Raw genomic sequence first — 14,735 nt, forward strand, 5'->3', positions numbered from 1 at the left:
CCCGTGTACGGACACGCGCCGGGTCCCGGATCGGTCCCGTCGTCAGGGAACTAGGTAACAGCGGTCGTCACGCTCTGTCGCCGCGTTCACCCGGCCGGGCCGCACCCGTCCAGGTGGCGGGCTCACGCGTTGTGAGGAGGCGCCGCGTCCGAACGATGTGCGCGGAGTGCCCGTTGGAGGGGCAAGAACTGGCCGTCAGCGCACGTTGTTCGACGACCCAGCCGTCTTCGCCGCCTCCCGCCAGCGCCTGCGGGCGTCGCGCACGTGCTCATACAGCGGGTGCGCGGAGTCGTCGGCCTGGTTGAGCGGCGGCTCCAGCTCGGCGATGACCGCGGCCTCGAGCGTCCACGGCTCCGGGTGCACCGCCCACGACAGCCGCAGCCGCTCCCCCATCCACTCCGACAGCCGCAGCTCGTCCCGGTTCACCAGCACCGGCCGCGACGTCCACCGGCTGCGCCAGCCCTGCTGCTCGCTCAGCAGCGCCGCCAGCGACCGGCGCAGCGTCGACTCCCCCGTCGTCCCGCGGATGTGGTCGCCGACCACCCGGCTCCGCAGCGTCGCCTTCGACGCGGCGCTGTTCGGGGCGATGCCCACGTACAGCAGCTGGACGTCGGCCACCGGGTGCCGGGGCCCGGAGATCCCGGGCACCGCACCGAACGACGCCCACCACGCGTACAGCCCCGGCTCCGCCGGCACGCTCGCCGGCACCGACGCCAGCTCCACCGGCTCCGACCGCAGCGCGCTCAGCACCTCGTCCATGCCGACAGTCAAGCGGGTGGCTACCGCCTGCGCTTACGGGTGCCGAACAGGCCGCGGGTGATCTCCCGGCCCAGCGCCGACGCCGCCGACCGCGCGAACGACTTGAACGCCGCTGAGCCGAGCACATCGGCCACCACGCCACCCGACGGCTCGGGCTCCCGCTCGGGCGACCGGCGACGCGGCGCCGGCTCCTTCGCCGACGGCTTCGGTGCCCGCGCCTCGGGGGCAGGAGCAGCCGGCGGCGGCGCGAGCCGGGTCGCCAGCCGCTCGTACGCCGACTCCCGGTCCACCGCCTGCCCGTACTTGGCGTGCAGCGGCGAGCCCGCCACCGCCTGGGTCAGCGCGTCCGGCTCCACCGGCCCCATCAGCGACCGCGGCGAGCGCAGCATCGTCCAGGCCACCGGCGTCGGCGTCCCCCGGTCCGACAAGACCGTCACTGCCGCCTCACCGATCCCCAACGCCGGCAGCATCTCGGCGATGTCGTAGTCCTTCGACTTGGGGAACGTCGACACCGTCTTGCGCAGCGCGGTCGCGTCCTCCGGCGTGAACGTGCGCAGCGCGTGCTGCACCCGGTTGCCCAGCTGCCCCAGCACCCCGCTCGGCACGTCGGTCGGGTTCTGCGTCACGAAGAACACCCCGACGCCCTTGCTCCGGATCAGCCGCACCGTCTGCGTCACCGACTCCAGGAAGGCCTTGCTCGCGTCGGCGAACAGCAGGTGCGCCTCGTCGAAGAAGAACACCAGCTTCGGCTTCTCGACGTCACCAACCTCCGGCAGCTCCTCGAACAGCTCGGCCAGCAGCCACATCAGGAACGTCGAGAACAACGCGGGCCGGTCCTGGACGGCGGGCAGCTCCACCGCGCTGATCACCCCGCGCCCGTCGGCCGCGGTCCGCATCAGGTCCGCCGGCTCCCACTCCGGCTCCCCGAAGAAGACGTCGCCGCCGAGCTCCTGCAGCCCGATCAACTCGCGCAGCAGCACCCCCGCGGTGCTCGCCGACAGCCCGCCCAACCCCTTGAGGTCGCCCTTCCCCTCGTCGCTGACCAGCCAACTGATCACCGACCGCAGGTCCTTGAGGTCCAGCAGCGGCAGGCCCGCCTGGTCGGCGTAGTGGAACACCAGCCCGAGCGAGCTCTCCTGCGTGGCGTTGAGGTCCAGCACCTTCGACAGCAGCACCGGCCCGAAGCCGGTCATCGTCGCCCGCACCGGCACGCCCGGCCCGATGCCGCCCAAGGACAGGTACTCGACCGGGAAGCCGGTGGCCGCCCAGCTGTCGGCGGTGTCCGCGGCGCGCTTGGTGACCCGGTCGCCACCTGCCCCCGGCGCCGCGAGCCCGCTCAGGTCGCCCTTCACGTCGGCGACCACGACCGGCACCCCCGCCGCTGACAGCTGCTCGGCCAGCAGCTGCAGCGTCTTCGTCTTGCCGGTGCCGGTCGCCCCGGCGATGAGGCCGTGCCGGTTGAGCATCGCCAGCGGCACCCGCACCTGGGCGTCGGGGTGCGGCGCGCCGTCGTGCACGACCGAGCCGAGCACCAGTGCCGGCCCGGCGGTCTCGTAGCCGGCAGCGATGCGGGTCGCGGCGTCGTCCGCGGGGGTCGTCTCCGTCACGCGCCGGACGCTAGCGCCGGACCGGGGAGAAGGCAGGTCGACGGCGCCTGCTCACGCACCGTCAGAAACGCCGTCGCGGTCCACCGGCCGCCGAGAAGGCACCGCCGATCACCCGACCGGCGAGGACAGTCCTCCTCGCGGCGGTGCCGCCGGCGCCCGCCGCGAGGAGGTGCGACGCCATGTTCGCCAGGACCACCATCGTCCGCGGTGCCCCCACCGCGGTGGAGGCAGGCATCGAGCAGGTCCGCGACCGCGTCTGGCCGACGCTGCAGGGCATGAGCGGCTGCGTCGGGATGTCGATGCTCGCCGACAGGGACGCCGGCCGGTGCATAGTGACGTCCGCATGGGCCGACGAGACGGCGATGCACGCCAGCGCCGAGGCCGTGAAGGAGAGCCGCCGGCAGGCCGCCGAGGTGATGCGCGCCGACAGCGTCGAGGTCGGCGAGTGGCGGATCGCCGTGCTGCACCGCACGCACCCCTCCGGCGACGGCGCCGCCACCCGGGTCATCTGGTCCGACCTCACCATGGGCACCGCGGACGGCATGGTCGATCGCTTCCGGATGGGCGTCATGTCGCAGCTGGAGGACCTGCCCGGCTTCTGCAGTGTCAGCCTGCTGGTCGACCTGGCCGGGCGGCACGCCGTCACCGCGGTCACCTACGAGAGCCGCGACGCCCTGCGGCGGGCCAGCGAGCGGGCCTCGGCCATGCGTGACGAGTTCACCCGGTCGGCGGGGACGACCATCACCGAGGTGGCCGAGTTCGACCTGGTGCTGGCCCACCTGCGGGTGCCCGAGATGGCGTGAGGGTCACCCCAGTCGGAGCGCCTTGAACTCCGCGGCCTGCCCGGCGATCGCCTTCTCCGTGGGCAGCCGCTCCATCGACGACGCCCCGAAGAAGCCGGCGATGCCGGTGGTGTGCTCCAGCACGTACTGCGCGTCGGCGGGCTCGGCGATCGGCCCGCCGTGGCACAGCACCAGGACGTCGGGGCGCACGGCCACCGCGGCGTCCCGCAGCTCCTGCACCCGGGCGACCGCGTCGTCCAGCGTCATCGCCGTCTGCGCGCCGATGGTGCCGCTGGTGGTCAGGCCCATGTGCGGCACCAGCACGTCCGCACCCGCCTCGGTCATCGCCACCGCCTGCTCGGCGTCGAACACGTACGGCGCCGTCACCAGGCCCCGCTCGTGCGCGGCACGGACCATCTCGACCTCGAGGTCGAAGCCCATGCCGGTCTCCTCGAGGTTCGCCCGGAACGTCCCGTCGATCAGCCCGACGGTCGGGAAGTTCTGCACCCCGGCGAAGCCGATCCGGGCCAGCTCGTCGAGGAACGGCCCCATCAGCCGGAACGGGTCGGTGCCGCACACCCCGGCGAGCACCGGGGTGTCCCGCACCACGGGCAGCACCTCACGGGCCATGTCGACCACGATCGCGTTCGCGTCGCCGTAGGGCATCAGCCCGGCCAGCGACCCGCGGCCGGCCATCCGGTAGCGGCCGGAGTTGTAGATGATCAGCAGGTCGACGCCGCCGGCCTCCGCGGCCTTCGCGGACAGGCCGGTGCCGGCGCCCGCGCCGATGATCGGCCGGCCCGCGGCCGCGGTGGCCAGCAGCCGCGCGCGTGCAGTCGCTGCGTCCATGGGTCAGTCCTCCTCCGGGGCCGCGGTGATGAGGGCGTGCAGCCGCTCGGCGGCCAGCCGGCCGAAGCCGGGGTCGTTGATCGCGCCGTCGAACTCGGTGACCGGCACGCCCGTGCCGGCCAGCCCGTCGCGGACGCTGGTGAACAGGGCCTCGTCGGCGTGCGCGTCGGCGAACGGCCCACCGGGGACGTCGATCCCCGACACCCCGCCCACCGGCAGCAGCACCTCGGCCGGTCCGGTGGCCGCGGCGACCTTGGCCGCGATGCGCCGGCCCAGCTCCGCGCTCTCCTCCGGGGTGGTGCGCATCAGCGTGACGGTCGGGTTGTGCACCAGGAACTGCCGGTCCGCGAACCGGTCCGGCACCGTCTCGCGGCCGCCGAAGTTGACCATGTCCAACGCCCCGACGCTGACCACCTGCGGGATGCCGCGCCGGCCGGCGGCCTCCAGCCGGTGCGGACCGGCGGTGAGCACCCCGCCCACCAGGTCGTCGGCGAGCTCGGTGGTGGTCACGTCCAGCACCCCGGCCAGCAGCCCGGCGTCGGCCAGGCCCTCCATCGCCCGCCCACCGGCGCCGGTGGCGTGGAAGACCAGCACCTCGTAGCCCAGCTCGGTCAGCCGGGCGCGCGCCTCGTCGACCGCCGGGGTGGTCAGCCCGAACATCGTCGCGGCCACCAGCGGCGCCTCGTCTGGTTGCGCCTCCGCCGTCCGCCGCTCGTAGGCGACGGCCATGCCGGCCGCGGCCGCCGCCGCGTTGCCGAGCACCGCGCGGGAGATGGAGTTCAGCCCGGAGATGTCGACGACCGAGTACATCAGCGTGACGTCGGACTGCCCGACCAGCGGCGACACGTCACCGGAGGCCATCGTCGACACCAGCAGCTTCGGGACGCCGACCGGCAGCGCCGCCATCGCGGGCGCGGCCACCGACGAGCCGCTCGAGCCACCCACGGCGAGGAAGGCGTGCAGCTCGCCGCGGTCGAACAGCTCGCGGACGACGACCGCCGCACCGCGGCCCATCGCGTCCATCACCGCGCCGCGGTCCCGCGCCTCCAGCAGCGGCGCGACGTCCACGCCCGACCGCGCGGCCACCTGGGTGGAGGTCACATCCACGGCCGGCGAGTTCTCGGTGAAGCTGCCGACGTCGACCGCGACCACCGCGCACCCGGCGGCCTCGAGCTGCGCGCGCAACCAGCCGTACTCCTCGCCCTTGGTGTCGTGCGTGCCCACCAGAACCACGGTCGCCATCGACCGCCTCCTCTCTCCGCTGCCCGCACCGTCGTCCACCCGTGGCGCCGCCGGCCAGACCAGTTGCACCCCGACTGGTCTGCGGATGGGATCACCCGGTGCCCGCTGACCCCCGGCTCGACGCCGCCGCCCTCGCCCGGCTGCTCGGCCGCTGGACCCGGCCGGACACCACGCTGCCCACCGCCCTGGCCACCGCGATCGGCGACCTGCTGGCGTCCGGGGTGCTGGCCGACGGCACCCGGCTGCCCTCCCAGCGCACCCTCGCGCAGGCGCTGGGCACCGCCCGGGTCACCGTCACCGACGCCTACGAGCGGCTGCGCGCCGGCGGGCAGCTCGTCGCCCGGCCCGGCTCGGGCGCGCGGCTGGTCGCCCCGCGGTCGGTGCTCGGTTCCGGGGTGCGCACCGACGGCCGGCTGTCGTCGTTCACCGGGCACGACGCGGGCGGCGTCGACCTGTCCAGCGGCGCGCTGCCCGGGCTGCCGTTCATCGCCGAGGCCGCGGCCCGGCTGGACCTCGCCGAGCTGCGCGCCGAGCTGGACCGGGACGGCTACCACCCGGCCGGGCTCCCCCGGCTGCGCGCCGCGGTCGCCGCCCAGTTCGACCGCGACGGCCTGCCCACCGACGCCGAGCAGGTGCTGGTCACCTCCGGCTCGCAGCAGGCGCTGTGGCTGCTCGCCCAGGTGCTCGTCGGCCCCGGGGACGGCGTGGTCGTCGAGGAGCCCACCTACCGGGGTGCGCTGGAGGTGTTCCGGGCGCGCGGCGCGACGCTGACGTCGGTGCCGGTGCGCCCGGACGGCCCCGACCTCGACCTGCTCGCGCACGCGCTGCGCCGCCGGCCCCGGGTGCTCTACTGCCAGCCGGTGGCGCACAACCCCACCGGCTCGTCGATCGGCGCCGGGGTGCGGCGGGCGCTGGCCGACCTGCTCGCCGCGCACGAGGACGTCGTGGTCGTCGAGGACGCCTCCTCGGCCGACCTGGTGCTCGACGACCGCGGCGTCCGCCCGTTCCTGGCCACCGCCACCCCGCCGGACCGCACCATCGTCGTCGGGACCGCGTCGAAGCTGCTGTGGGGTGGCCTGCGGGTCGGCTGGGTGCGGGCACCGCACCCGGTGATCGCCCGGCTGATCGCGCTGCGCCGCGCGGTCGACCTGGGCTCGGCGGTGATCGAGCAGATGCTCGCCGCCGACCTGCTGGCCGGCACCGACCGGGCCCGCGCCGAGCGCAGCTCCGCGCTGCGGGCCCGGCTCGCGTCCACCGAGGATCTGCTGCACGAGCTGCGGCCGGACTGGCGGTGGGGCCGGCCCGCCGGCGGCACCGCACTGTGGGTGGACACCGGCGGGGACGCCGTGGCCCTCGCCGAGCGGGCCCGCCGCCGCGGGACCTCGGTGGTGCCGGGTCCGGCGTTCTCCGCGCACGGCGGGTTCGGCTCCCACCTGCGGTTGCCCCTGTGGCACCCGCCGGAGGTGCTGCGCCAGGCGCTGGAGGTGTTGAAGCCGCGCTAGTGCTCTGCTGCCTGGTGGGCAGCAGAGCACTAGCGCCCCGGACACCACGGTGCCCCGGGACCCGGCGGGGTCCCGGGGCACCGGTGGCCGGTTCAGGCGCGGGTCGCACCACCGCCGGACGGCGTGCTGCGGATCGTCTGGGTCTCGTGCTGCGCGCGCTCGGCCACGTTCGGCTGCTGCACGGCGTTCTGCTCGCGCACGGCGTTCTGCTCGCGCACCGCGTTCGGCTCACGGACGGTGTCGTGCTCGTGCGCGGCGTCCGTCTCCTGCTCGGCGCGGGCGTGCCGCCCGGCGTCCGGACGCTGCTCCGCCTCGACCCGGCCGCCGTCCCGCTCGGCCAGGCCGGGGGCCAGCTTGTCCGCCTTCGCCCGCAGCTCCTGGGCGGCCCGCCGGTCGGTCTGCGCCTTCTCTGCCCGGTCCTGCGCCTCGCGCTCGGCCAGCGCCATCCGCTCCTCGACCTCCGCGCGCTCCCGCCGGGTGCGGGCCAGCTGCTCGTCGGCCAGCGCCTGCTGCTTGTCCGCGCGGGCCTGGCGGATCTGGGACTCCCGCAGCGCCTCGCGGGCCTGGTCCTGCTTCCGCGCCTTCGCCGCCTTGCCGCGGCGGGCGACCGCGAGCGCGATCAGTGCGAGCAGCACGATCGCTGCGATCACGAGAACGACGATGACCCACGTGTCCACTGGTTGCTCCTCCTCGGGCTGGGGTCGGTGGAGTGCCCGGTCCCGGAGCTGGGGAAACGGCGCGCCGGGTCAGGCGGGCCGGGCGAGCAGCCGCGCCGGCGGCCGGGGCGGCGCGGACCGCAGCACCGCCCGCCGGTGCTCCTGGACGACGACCAGCGTCCCGCCGCGCGCGGTGGCCGCCAGCGCCTCGAACACCGTCGGGTCCAGCAGCGCGGTCTCGGTGCGGCCGTGCACCCCGGTGGCGCACTCGGCCCGCGCGACCGCCGCCGTCAGCTCGGCCCGGATGAGCTCGCGCTCGACCTCGTCCGCCCGCGGGTGCACCACGGCGCAGGCGAGCACGCTCCCCTCCTGCCGGACGGCGTCCCGCAGGGCCCGCGCCAGCTCGCAGGCACCGTCCGTCGCGCCGTCGAGCACGACGAGCAGGCGCGCCCGCTCGCGGCGGCGCTGGCGGCTTCCGACGACCTCTGCTGACGTCATGGCACGGATCGTCATCACGTGTGCGCGGCCCGCGTAAGGGACCTTCGTCGTTCCGAGACCGCCACGTTTCTGTGAGAGCGGTGTCATCCACGCAGCGCGACCAGCCACTCACGGCCGGGGACGTCAACGGGTGCTAACTCCGGGCCCCGGGCGCTGCCATCGGTTACGGTGGCAGCACGTCCCACGCCGGGGCGTGCGTGCAACTACCTGCTGACGGAGCAAGGCGGCACCACCCCGATCTTCAGCAGAGGTCATGTCCCGCACCCGCCCGTCCGGCAACCCGCTCATCCGGTCCGCCGGCCTCTCCTACTTCCCGCTGGCGTTCATCGCCCGGCTGCCGTTCGCGATGATGACCGTCGGCGTGCTGACGCTCGTCGTCGCCGAGCGCGGCTCGGTCACCCTCGGCGGCCTCAACTCCGCCTGCGCGGGCCTCGGCACCGCGGTCGCCGGCCCGCTGCTCGGCGCTGCGGTCGACCGGTTCGGCCAGCGCCGCACGCTCGTGCCGGTGGGGCTGGTCAACGCCGCCCTGCTCGGTGCCTTCCCGCTGGTCGTGGGCAGCGACGCCAGCGACCTCGCCGTCCTGGTGCTGTCGGTGCTGATCGGCATGTCCGCGCCGCAGATCGCACCCATGTCACGCACCCGGCTGGTGGCGATCATCCGGCGGGCCATCGACCGGGACCGCCGCGAGAAGGTGCTCAGCAGCACGATGGCCTACGAGTCGGCCGCCGACGAGACGGTCTTCATCGTCGGCCCCTTCCTCGTCGGGCTGCTGGCCACCGCGATCGCCCCGTGGCTGGCGATCGCCGGCGCCAGCGCGCTGACCTTCGTCTTCGTGACCGCGTTCGCCCTGCACCCGTCGGGCCGGGTCGACCCGGGCACCGAGCACACGACCCAGCAGCCGGCCCCCGCCCGCGACCTGCTCCGCCTGCCGCTGACGACGGTCGTCGTCGGCGCGCTGGGCATCGGCTTCTTCTTCGGCACGACTCTCACCTCGCTCACCGGCTTCCTCGCCGACGGGGGCGACGGTGACCGGGCCGGCCTGCTCTACGGCGTGATGGGCATCGGCTCGGCCGCGCTCGCGCTGGGCTCGGCGGCGTTCCCGGTGCGGTTCAGCCTGCGGGCTCGCTGGCTGACGTTCGGCACGCTGCTGCTGGCCGCCGCGCTGCTCTACGCGAGCTCCCGCTCGGTGCCCGCCCTGGTCGTGGCGCTGGCCGTGCTCGGCTGCGGGGTCGGGCCCACCGTCGTCGCGCAGTACAGCCTCGGTGCGCAGCTGAGCCCCGCCGGCCGGTCGGCGACCACGATGACGATGCTCGGCTCGGCGGTCGTCGTCGGCCAGGCCGTCGCCTCGGCGGTCACCGGCGCGGTCACCGACTCCCTCGGCCCGGACACCGCGCTGGCGCTGCCCGCGGTCGCCGCCGCGCTGGTGGTCGGCGCGGCGCTCGCCCACCACGCGTCCACCCGCCGCGCCCGCGAGCCGGAGCGGGAGCTCGTCGCCGCCTGACCTCCAGCCCCCAGGCAGAGGAAGCTCTGCACCCGGTTCTGGGTCCCGAAACGGGTGCAGAGCTTCCTTTGCCTCGTACGGGCGGGGCTCAGCGGTTCGTCGTCCAGACCGAGTCCCACAGGATCGTCGGGTTGACGCCCACCAGCGGCGGGATCGGGGTGGTCAGCCCGGGCCCGTGCACGCCCTTCACCGCGACGTTCGACGGCGTGATCGCCAGGATGTACGGCGCGTAGGCCTTGTCGCTGATCAGCTTCCCGGCCCGGTCGTAGAGGTCCTTGCGCGACCCCTCGTCCAGCGACGCCGCCGCCTGGTCGAACAGCCCGTCGAGCTCGGCGTCCCGGACCCCGCTGTAGGGGAAGCCGGAGCCGAACCGGAAGGTGACGCCGGTGCCGGCCGCCGGGTCCCAGGCGCCGACGGTCTGCAGCATCGCCTGCCACTGCTGCGACTTGAAGTTGTTGATCAGCACGTTGAGCTGGTCGCTGTGCAGGTTGACGGTGATCCCGGCCTGCTCCCACTGGGTCTTCAGCGCCGTGCCGACCTGCTCGGCGACGTAGCTGGACAGCACCCCGAGGTCGACGGTCAGCCCGCCGAGCTCCTGCACCAGCGCCTTGGCCTTGGCCACGTCGTGGGTGCGGTAGCCGGGCACGTCCTTCTGGTAGAAGAGCCCGCCGGAGCCGGTGAACGACTGGTCGACCTCGGTCTTGCCCTTGAAGATGCCCTTGTTGATCGCCTCGGGGTCGGTGGCGTAGTAGATCGCCTCGCGGGCCTTCTGGTCGTCGAACGGCGCGATCGCGGTGTTCAGCTGCACCAGGTAGGGCGAGGTCGCCGGCGCCTGCGTCACCTGCAGCTCCCCGTTGGCCCGGGCCTGCTCGACCAGCGGGGTGGTCTGCATGCTCTCGTACGCCTGCGCCTGACCGGCCAGCAGCGCCTGGTAGGCGGGCTGGTCACCCTCGATCGACTTCACGACCAGCTTGTCCAGGTAGGGCTGCCCCTCCTTGAAGTACGAGGGGTTGCGCACCAGCACCAGCTCGCTGTTGAGCGTGTTCGACTCGACGGTGAACGGCCCGGCGCCCACCGGCTTGATCTTGAACTCATCGGCGCCCAGCTTCTCGAACGCGGTCGGCGAGGCGATCCAGTTGACGTTCGACACCGGGAACGCGTTGACCACCGCGGCGTAGGGCCGGCTGAAATGCACCACGACCGTGTCGTCGCCCTGGGTGGTGATCGGGTCGGTCGCGGCCAGCGGCCACTTCGGCGCGCACGAGCAGGTGGAGGCCAGGTTGCGCTGGAGGTTCCACGCCACGGCCGCGGCGTCGAACGGCGTCCCGTCGCTGAAGGTGACACCGGGGCGCAGCGTGATCGTCAGCGTCGTCCCGTCGGGCGCCAGCTCGTAGCCCTTGGCGAGGTCCGGCTCGACCTTCGCGTTCTTCCCGTCCTCGTCGGCCTCCAGCACGAACAGCCCGCCGAAGACGGCGTTCATCTGCGTCATGTTGGCGCCGCCGGTGGTGTTCGTGGCCGGGTCGAGCCCGGTCGGCCACGACCCGGCGAAGTCGGTGCGCTCCAGCACCGTGACGGTGCCGCCGCGCTGGGGTTCCCCCGCCTCCGTCTTCTCGCCCGAGTCGGCTGCGCTGGTGCCGCACGCCGCCAGCACGGCTGCCGCCGCGAGGAGTGCGAGCGCGGGCCTGCTCTTCCTGGTCACCTGGTTCTCCGCTCCGTTGCCGAGGTCGTGCCGGGATGTCGTGCCGGGAGGTCGTGCTCGGGGCGCTCGTCGCGCGGTCAGGGGGTCACGGCCGGCGGCCCGGTGGGCGGCAGCTCGTAGCCGTGGGCGGTCAGGCTGGTCTCCGGCCGCAGCTGCGCGGTCACGCAGTCGGGCCAGTAGCGCTCGGGCACCCGCCCGCTCACCGGGTTCACGTAGGCGAACCACATCGGCACGATCCCGGGCCACTCCACCGTGGTGCCGGTGCCGCCGCGGAACCCCTCCTCCCGCTCGCCGAGGTCGGTCAGCGGGACGTCGGGCGGGAACACCTCCAGCAGCCGGCTGCCCGGCGGGTTGGGCGCCCCGGCCGGCCGGTCGACCGCCGAGCCCCAGCCGCCGGCCCAGGTCGGCGACTCGAAGTACGGCTCGTCGATCGTCACGCTCCACAGCCGCCAGACGCCGTCCTCCAGCACCGCCTGGTCGTTCGGGTACATGCCGGAGAAGAAGCCGGTGAAGCCCGGGGTGACCACGTCCTGGGTGCGGGGCTGGAACAGCCGGGTGCGCAGCGTGGCCGACCGACCGTCGTGCGACACGTGCACGACCGGCTGGGTGCGCCAGTGGAAGGAGATCCGGCTGCGCAGCGCGTCCGGCGGCAGTGCCCGCCGGTAGAACGCCAGCGCCGCGCCCAGGATCCGCTGGCGGCCGAGGTAGTACCCGGCGAACGGCGAGGACTTGTTGCCGTGCTCGGCGATGATCCCGGCCATCTGCGGCCACTGCAGGTCGTCGATGTAGAACCCGTACGCGGCCGACACGTTCTCCACGCCGTCGAACGCCCGGGCGCGGGACAGCCGGCGCGCCAGGTCGGTCACGTCGGGGTCCGCGGCGTCGGTTCCGGCTGCCACGGGAGGCGTCCGGCCGGCGACGTCGAGCACCGGTGGGGCGGCGTCGGCGCCCTGGGCCCAGGTGCCGCCCGAGGCCCAGCCCTTGTCGTAGTCGGCCCGCAGGAGCGGGGTGAGCCGCAGCTCGCGCAGCTTCCACACGTCGCCGTCCCGGACGGCGGAGCTGCTGAGCACCGAGAACTCCCAGCCGGCCGCGCCGTGGTCGACGTCGGCGAGCATGCCGACCTCGATGCCGCGGGTGCGCGCCGAACGGCCGTCCGGCTGCACCTGGACGACCAGGTCGAACAGCGGGCGGTCGTTGAGCTCGCCGTGCCGCAGGCCCTCGGCGCCCATCCGCTCCAGCGCCGCGCGCACGCCGTCCCGGCCGGTGCACTCCCCGACCCCGTCGATCCGGACGACGCCGTCGTCGGTGAACAGGTCGACCACGTCGGTCCACATCTTCCGGTCGACGTAGTAGCCGCAGGCGTGCTGCAGGTTGCGGACCGCGTCCTCGGCCTCGAGCCGGTCGATGCGGCGGGCCAGGTCGGCGGCGCTCGCGCCGGTGCGCGACGCGGGCCCGGCCGGCGGCGGCACCGGCACACCGGTCTCGTCGACGGTGAAGTGCGGCGGCACGATCGGCAGGCCCGCGCCGTCGACGTTCGTCCAGCCCGTGGCGTAGTCGCCCTCGTACTGCCGGACGTGCCGGAGGAGGGCGATCCGCCAGCGGCCGTCCTCCAGGACGTACTCGTCCTCCTGCAGCCCGGCCTCGATCCGCGCCTGGCCGGCACCGTCGCCGAGGAAGGCCATCTGCTGCCACCGCGCCCGCGCGGTGCGGCCGTCCGCGGACAGGTTGGCCAGCGGCTGGTCGACGACCTCGGTGTGCAGCGAGCCCGGCGTCCGGCCGTCCATCGCGCCGGCCCGCCGGGTGAGCCAGGCGGCGATCGCCGCCCGCCCCTGCACGACCTCGTCGCCCCACCGCATCGTGCCGTCGGCGGCGAACAGGTCGGCCATCGCCGTCCACTCGCCGAGCTGGCTGAGCTGGGCCCAGGTGCGCTGCAGGTCCTTGACCTCCCGCAGCGACTCGACCCGCGCGACGTCCCGCGCCAGCTCGTCGATCACCCGTGTCCGTCCGGTCATGCCCGACCTCCCGCCGTGCGGTCCATGTCGTGCTCGCCGGCTCAGTCCAGCAGACCGAAGTTCACATGACGAGCACGCATTCCGTCTGACGGACAAGCGAGCCGACCTCCGAACACACTTTCGGCGCCGAACCCGGGGACGGTTTCGGCGCCGAAAGCGGAGAGGGGCGGGGGGCGGAGGGTCAGGTGGGGTCGTCGAGCGCGCCGGCGCCGGACAGCCAGGCGGCCTCGCGCTCGTGGAACGCCACGAGGTCGGCCCACCGGTCGTCGCCGAGCAGGCCGTGGTCGAGCTCGACGCCCCGCTGGACCTGCGCGTAGCCGAGGAACTGGTACGAGGGGCGCAGCGAGCCGAGCAGCTCGAGGTCCAGGTCGGGCACCTGGCCGGGCACCACCGGCCGCAGCTCGTCGAACTCGAACAGCACGTGGAAGGTGAGCATCCGCCACCGCCCGTCCGCGCGCACGGCCCGGGAGAAGAACCGGCAGTAGGTGTGGATGTCGGCCGGCACGCCGCCGAGCTCCCAGCGCCCGAAGATCGACGCCGGGCTCTCCACGGTGGCGCGGTCGCCCGTCACCCGGACGACGCCCGGCAGCACCCAGTGCCGGCCGGTGGACGGCGTGCTCGGGACGTCGCCGAGCAGGGCGCGCGTGGCGTCGACGTAGGCCTGGCCGCCGCGGCCGTCGTACCAGGTGGTGCGCACCCACGCGGCGGGGTGGAAGCACTCGGCCATCTCGTCGAAGCGCCGCTGGTCGCGGGCGAAGCGCTCACGGCGGACCAGGTCGAGCAGCGCCTCGCGGTCGGCGGGGTCGACGTCAGGCGTCGGCATGCAGCAGGGCCTCTCCGGGTGCGGTGGTGAGCTCGGCGGTCAGCTCGCGGGCGGTGCCGAGCAGCTGCTCGAGGGTCGACTCCAGGTCCAGCTCGCCGGCGCCGAGCACGGCGATGGTGGCCGCGAGCCCCTTGTCGTCGAAGACCGGGGCGGCCACGCCGAAGGTGCTGCCGTGCCAGGCCACGCACCAGCCCTGGCGCTTGGCGGAGTAGACGTCGGTCTCCAGCCGGGCCCGGTCGGCGACGGACAGCCCGGCCGTGGCGGCCTCGACCGCGGCGGCGTCGCCGTAGGCGAGCATCAACCGGGCCTGGGCGGCGGCCGGGCCGAGCTTGGTGCCGGGGTGCACGGTGACGACGACGCCGCGGCTGGTGTCCTCCTCGACCAGCGCGACCACCGGCCCGCTGGCCCCGCGGATGCTCAGCACCGCGGTCATCCGGACGGCGCCGCGCAGCCGCTGCAGGTGCGGGCCGGCGATCTCGACGATCCGCTGCCGGCCCAGCGCCTGGACGCCCAGCTGCAGCATCAGCCCACCGAGGGCGAACGTGCCCCGCCGGGACCCTCGTTCGAGGATCCCGGCGGTGGCCATCGAGGAGCAGTAGCGGTACGCGGTGGTGCGGTTGAGGCCGGTGCTCTCGGCGACGTCCGCCGCCGAGAGCTCCTGCACGCCGGGCCCGAACAGGGCGCAGATCTGCGCCACCCGGGCCACCGCCCGGATGTCACCGGTCGACACCTGGTTCTCGTCCGCGTTCGCCATGCGCACAGAGTAGTTCACTGGTGGAACTTCCCCGCCCCGCCTCATCCGCCC

Annotated in this window: 13 protein-coding genes; 3 read left to right on the forward strand and 10 right to left on the reverse strand. The window is 74.5% G+C overall.

What is annotated here, in order from left to right:
• Positions 1–195 precede the first annotated feature (195 nt).
• Entirely contained in the window at positions 196–759 is a 564-nt protein-coding gene (locus tag AB0J00_RS03190; RefSeq protein WP_357740026.1) for a GIY-YIG nuclease family protein, read from the reverse strand.
• Between the two features lie 20 nt (positions 760–779).
• Positions 780–2,366, reverse strand: a complete 1,587-nt coding sequence (locus AB0J00_RS03195) for a helicase HerA-like domain-containing protein (protein ID WP_357740029.1) — start codon at positions 2,364–2,366, stop codon at positions 780–782.
• Between the two features lie 179 nt (positions 2,367–2,545).
• Here AB0J00_RS03195 and AB0J00_RS03200 point away from each other — a divergent pair, with 179 nt between their 5' ends.
• Positions 2,546–3,169 (forward strand): antibiotic biosynthesis monooxygenase, encoded by a 624-nt coding sequence (locus AB0J00_RS03200; RefSeq protein WP_357740032.1) that lies wholly within the window; start codon positions 2,546–2,548, stop codon positions 3,167–3,169.
• Between the two features lie 3 nt (positions 3,170–3,172).
• On the opposite strand, the gene AB0J00_RS03205 is transcribed toward AB0J00_RS03200, so the two are convergent.
• Both AB0J00_RS03205 and AB0J00_RS03210 read right to left on the reverse strand, forming a co-directional pair.
• Complete coding sequence (locus AB0J00_RS03205; protein ID WP_357740035.1) at positions 3,173–3,997, reverse strand: phosphoenolpyruvate hydrolase family protein; 825 nt, start codon at positions 3,995–3,997, stop codon at positions 3,173–3,175.
• Between the two features lie 3 nt (positions 3,998–4,000).
• Positions 4,001–5,239 carry a Tm-1-like ATP-binding domain-containing protein gene (locus tag AB0J00_RS03210; protein WP_357740038.1) on the reverse strand — a complete coding sequence of 413 codons (1,239 nt, stop codon included), beginning with the start codon at positions 5,237–5,239 and terminating at the stop codon, positions 4,001–4,003.
• A gap of 98 nt (positions 5,240–5,337) precedes the next feature.
• On the opposite strand from AB0J00_RS03210, the gene AB0J00_RS03215 reads away from it, so the two are divergent.
• Complete coding sequence (locus AB0J00_RS03215) at positions 5,338–6,741, forward strand: PLP-dependent aminotransferase family protein (protein WP_357740041.1); 1,404 nt, start codon at positions 5,338–5,340, stop codon at positions 6,739–6,741.
• Positions 6,742–6,833: 92 nt separating this feature from the next.
• Here AB0J00_RS03215 and AB0J00_RS03220 read toward each other — a convergent pair whose 3' ends face one another.
• A complete protein-coding gene (locus tag AB0J00_RS03220; protein ID WP_357740045.1) occupies positions 6,834–7,391 on the reverse strand; it encodes a hypothetical protein in 558 nt (185 codons plus the stop codon).
• 96 nt (positions 7,392–7,487) lie between these two features.
• Positions 7,488–7,895, reverse strand: coding sequence for a hypothetical protein (locus AB0J00_RS03225; RefSeq protein WP_357740047.1), 408 nt, complete (start codon positions 7,893–7,895; stop codon positions 7,488–7,490).
• Positions 7,896–8,148: 253 nt separating this feature from the next.
• On the opposite strand from AB0J00_RS03225, the gene AB0J00_RS03230 reads away from it, so the two are divergent.
• Complete coding sequence (locus AB0J00_RS03230; RefSeq protein WP_357740049.1) at positions 8,149–9,396, forward strand: MFS transporter; 1,248 nt, start codon at positions 8,149–8,151, stop codon at positions 9,394–9,396.
• 88 nt (positions 9,397–9,484) lie between these two features.
• Here AB0J00_RS03230 and AB0J00_RS03235 read toward each other — a convergent pair whose 3' ends face one another.
• The 4 genes from AB0J00_RS03235 to AB0J00_RS03250 form a co-directional block, all read right to left on the reverse strand.
• A complete protein-coding gene (locus tag AB0J00_RS03235; protein WP_357740051.1) occupies positions 9,485–11,095 on the reverse strand; it encodes an ABC transporter substrate-binding protein in 1,611 nt (536 codons plus the stop codon).
• A 77-nt stretch (positions 11,096–11,172) separates the two neighbouring features.
• Positions 11,173–13,107, reverse strand: coding sequence for a nuclear transport factor 2 family protein (locus AB0J00_RS03240; protein ID WP_357740053.1), 1,935 nt, complete (start codon positions 13,105–13,107; stop codon positions 11,173–11,175).
• Positions 13,108–13,288: 181 nt separating this feature from the next.
• A complete protein-coding gene (locus AB0J00_RS03245) occupies positions 13,289–13,930 on the reverse strand; it encodes a nuclear transport factor 2 family protein (RefSeq protein WP_357740055.1) in 642 nt (213 codons plus the stop codon).
• Positions 13,917–14,684: a helix-turn-helix domain-containing protein gene (locus AB0J00_RS03250; protein WP_357740058.1), complete on the reverse strand. Its 768-nt coding sequence runs from the start codon at positions 14,682–14,684 to the stop codon at positions 13,917–13,919. Before AB0J00_RS03250 ends, AB0J00_RS03245 begins: the two co-directional genes overlap by 14 nt.
• Positions 14,685–14,735: the final 51 nt, after the last annotated feature.

It is taken from the genome of Modestobacter sp. NPDC049651 (genome assembly GCF_040659695.1).
GTDB lineage: Bacteria > Actinomycetota > Actinomycetes > Mycobacteriales > Geodermatophilaceae > Modestobacter.

Bases quoted from the DNA above. Each gene is read 5' to 3' on its own strand.
- AB0J00_RS03190 (WP_357740026.1), bottom strand. From the start codon at position 759: ATGGACGAGGTGCTGAGCGCGCTGCGGTCGGAGCCGGTGGAGCTGGCG.
- AB0J00_RS03200 (WP_357740032.1), top strand. From the start codon at position 2,546: ATGTTCGCCAGGACCACCATCGTCCGCGGTGCCCCCACCGCGGTGGAG.
- AB0J00_RS03205 (WP_357740035.1), bottom strand. From the start codon at position 3,997: ATGGACGCAGCGACTGCACGCGCGCGGCTGCTGGCCACCGCGGCCGCG.
- AB0J00_RS03210 (WP_357740038.1), bottom strand. From the start codon at position 5,239: ATGGCGACCGTGGTTCTGGTGGGCACGCACGACACCAAGGGCGAGGAG.
- AB0J00_RS03225 (WP_357740047.1), bottom strand. From the start codon at position 7,895: ATGACGTCAGCAGAGGTCGTCGGAAGCCGCCAGCGCCGCCGCGAGCGG.
- AB0J00_RS03230 (WP_357740049.1), top strand. From the start codon at position 8,149: ATGTCCCGCACCCGCCCGTCCGGCAACCCGCTCATCCGGTCCGCCGGC.
- AB0J00_RS03240 (WP_357740053.1), bottom strand. From the start codon at position 13,107: ATGACCGGACGGACACGGGTGATCGACGAGCTGGCGCGGGACGTCGCG.
- AB0J00_RS03245 (WP_357740055.1), bottom strand. From the start codon at position 13,930: ATGCCGACGCCTGACGTCGACCCCGCCGACCGCGAGGCGCTGCTCGAC.
- AB0J00_RS03250 (WP_357740058.1), bottom strand. From the start codon at position 14,684: ATGGCGAACGCGGACGAGAACCAGGTGTCGACCGGTGACATCCGGGCG.